The organism is Micromonospora sp. ATLC20 (genome assembly GCF_057196585.1).
The window spans coordinates 1-3174 of the sequence record NZ_JBXUOV010000322.1; the positions used below are offsets into that span (position 1 = coordinate 1).

General features: G+C 70.5%; 3 protein-coding genes. All 3 read right to left on the minus strand.

What is annotated here, in order from left to right:
- Positions 1-69: 69 nt before the first annotated feature.
- Positions 70-1059, minus strand: coding sequence for an ABC transporter substrate-binding protein (locus tag AC2CHG_RS30825; protein ID WP_484526144.1), 990 nt, complete (start codon positions 1057-1059; stop codon positions 70-72).
- Positions 1060-1088: 29 nt separating this feature from the next.
- A complete protein-coding gene (locus tag AC2CHG_RS30830) occupies positions 1089-1898 on the minus strand; it encodes an ABC transporter ATP-binding protein (protein WP_194800125.1) in 810 nt (269 codons plus the stop codon).
- A 190-nt stretch (positions 1899-2088) separates the two neighbouring features.
- Positions 2089-3174, minus strand: a 1086-nt coding sequence (locus AC2CHG_RS30835) for a cellulose-binding protein (RefSeq protein WP_484526145.1), incomplete at its 5' end; no start/stop codon positions are given.

A 3174-nucleotide genomic window follows, 5' to 3' on the forward strand; every position in this document is an offset into this window, starting at 1 on the left:
GGGCGGGCGGCGGCCCGACCGGGGCCGGCCGGGTGGCCGGCCCCGGCGGGGCGGGGGCGGTCATCGCGCTCAAGCCGTGTAGACCTTGACCAGCTCGTCGATGTACTGCTTGGCGGACAGCGTGCCGCCGAAGGTCCAGATGCCGTTGGGCATCTTGTGCAGCTTGTTCTGCTGGACGAACGGCAGGGAACGCCAGATCGCGTTGCCGGCGAGGCCGTCGGCGAAGACGTCGGTGCCGTCCGAGGCGTTGTAGAAGAAGTGCACGTCCTGGCCCTTGAGGACGGTCATGCCCTCGACGTCGGTCTGGCCCAGGCCCCACATCTCGTCGGTCTTGCCGGTCCAGGCGTTCTTGAGGCCGAGCTGGATGCCGAGCTGGGAGACGAGCGCGCCCTGGCCGAACATCCGGATCGAGACGGTGCTGCCTTCCTTCCAGCCGTCGGCGATGGCGAACTGCTTACCGGCCGCCCCGGCGTCGGCGATCTTCTTCTTGCCGTCGGCGATCGCGGCGTCGAAGTCGGCGAGCAGCTTGTCCGCCTGGGCGGTACGGCCGGTCGCGGTGGCGATCATCTTCAGGTCCGCGCGCATCCGGCCGATGTTGTCGGAGGCGTCGCTGCCCTTGGTGACCAGCACCGGGACGTACTTCTCCAGCTGGGTGACGACGGCGGAGCCGCGCTCGGCCTCCATCACCACGAGGTCCGGCTGGAGGGCGACGATGGAGTCGACGCTCGGCTCACCCCGGGTGCCGACGTCCTTGACGCTCGCGTCGAGCGGGGCGGCGGTCACCCAGGTGGCGTACCCCTTGGGGTCGGCCACGCCGACCGGCATCACGCCGAGGCCGACGAGCATCTCCACCTCGCCCCACTCCAGGCCGACGACCTTGGTGGCGGCGCTCTTGAGCGTGATGGTCTTGCCCCGGCTGTCGGTGACGGTGACCGGGCCGGTGGACGCGGCGTCGGAGGGGGACGGTGCGGCGGCGGGCTCCTCGGTGGTGCCGCAGCCGGCGATCAGCAGCGCGCTCGCCGCGGCGGCGACGAGCAGGGTCATTCGGGTACGCAGCATCGGGTTTCTCTTCTGTGTGCAGGAGTCGGTCAGGCGGAGACGCGGGTCGTGTGCCGGCCGACGGGACGTGTGGAGAGCAGGTTGGTGACCGGGTCGACGCTCACCTCGACGCGGATGCCGTACGCCTCGGTGAGTGCCGCCTCGGTGAACACCTCGTGCGGGGTGCCGGTACCGCGTACCCGGCCTTCGTGCAGGAGCACGACCTGGTCGGCGACGGCGGCCGCCTGGTTGAGGTCGTGCAGCACCACACCGACGGCGACGCCGGCGGTGTCGGCGAGGTCGCGCATCAGGTCGAGGATCTCCACCTGGTAGCGCAGGTCCAGGAACGTGGTCGGCTCGTCCAGCAGCAGGATCGCGGTGTCCTGGGCCAGGCAGGTGGCCAGCCAGACCCGTTGCAGCTCGCCGCCGGAGAGCTCGTCGACCGGCCGTCCGGCCATGCCGTCGACGCCTGTCACCCGCATGGCGCGGTCGATCGCGGCCGGTCCGTCGAGGTCGTTCGCGCGCCACCGCTGCCGGTACGGGTGCCGGCCGTACCCGACCACGTCCCGCACCGTCACCCCGCTGGGGGTGGGCCGGCTCTGCGCGAGCAGCGTGACCCGGCGGGCGAAGTCCCGGGCGGACAGCGTCCGGGCCGGCGTGCCGTCGGCGAGCACGATCTCGCCGTGCTCCAGCGGGTGCAGGCGGGCCAGTCCGCGCAGCAGCGTCGACTTGCCGCTGCCGTTGGGGCCGACCAGCGCGGTCACCGCCGCGGGCCGCAGCGTGATGGCGGCGTCGTGCACCACCGTCTTGCCGTGGTAGCCCAGCCGCAGCTCACTGCCGCGCAGGCCGTCGGCCCGCATCGTTCCGCTCGTCACGCAGGTTAGGCTAACCTAAGACTCGATCATCCTGTCAAGCCGGTCCTTCGGTCCGATCTCACTCCCCCGTCCCACCCCCACCCCACCCCTCCCCCGGTCGATCATGAGGTTGACGGCGATGTCGATCTCCGATCCGGCCGCCAACCTCATGATCGTCCGAGCATGGGTGGCGGGGTCAGAGCGAGACCGGGCGGCCGCCGAGGGTCACCGTGAGGCGGCCGTCGGAGGCGAAGGACCAGGCCAGGGCACCGGAGTACGTGGCGCAGCGGGAGCCGTTGCTGCCGGACCAGAACTGGTTCGAGCCGTCCACGTTGCCGACCGTCTTGTCGTTGGAGCCGCTGCCGGCGAAGCGGCAGGACGTGTTGCTCCGGAACACCGAGGTGCCGGCGTCGAACGAGAAGTTGCGCTCCGTGTTGTCGATGCTCAGGTTGTTCGAGATCGTCATCGTGCCCGGGTTCCGGTTGTAGGTGAATCCGTGCTTGCCGTTGCGGTACGCGATGGTGCGCCGGACGGTGTGGTTGACGGCGATGTCCTCGCCGCCGAGCTTGAAGCCGTTGCGGTCGCCGTTGCCGTTCTGCGTGCCGTTGCTCAGCGTGCCGTTGCTGTAGGCGAGCGAGTCCTCGATGGTCACCGTGCCGATCGCGCCGGTGTCGGACTTGGTGTAGAGGTCCCATCCGTCGTCGATGTTGTGGTGCGACACCGCGTACCGGAAGACGTTGCCGCCGCCGACGGTGAGCTTGGCCGCGAAGCCGTCGGCGTCCTCGCCGTCGGAGTCGGCGTTGTCGTGCGACTCCACGCTGACCATGAGGTTGTTCGCCGGCCACTGGTCGCGGGGCGTGCTGGAGGCGATCCGGGACAGTTGCAGCCCGGTGTCGCGGTTGAAGCGGGTCACCGTCCGCTCGATGACGTTGTTGCTGCCGCCGACGAAGATGCCGTTGTCACCGGCCCGCTCCACCACGAGCCCGCGCACGTGCCAGTACGAGGCGTTCAGCGCCAGTCCCCGGTTGGCCGGATCCTCGCTCATCGCGGAGAAGTTCAGGATCGGCGTCTCGCCCGGATAGGCGTACAGGTTCTTGCGGGCGCTCGACGTGCCGTTGTTGCCGGCGGCGACGGTGACCGTCTGGGACAGGTTGTACGTGCCGCCGCGCAGGTAGATCGTGCCACCGGCGCCGACGCGGGTGATCGCCGCGGCGATCGTGGTCGGGCTGGCCTGGGTGCCGGCCGCGCCGGCGGTGCCGTTCGGCGCGGCGTAGATCGCCCC

Bases quoted from the DNA above. Each gene is read 5' to 3' on its own strand.
- AC2CHG_RS30825 (WP_484526144.1), bottom strand. From the start codon at position 1,059: ATGCTGCGTACCCGAATGACCCTGCTCGTCGCCGCCGCGGCGAGCGCG.
- AC2CHG_RS30830 (WP_194800125.1), bottom strand. From the start codon at position 1,898: ATGCGGGCCGACGGCCTGCGCGGCAGTGAGCTGCGGCTGGGCTACCAC.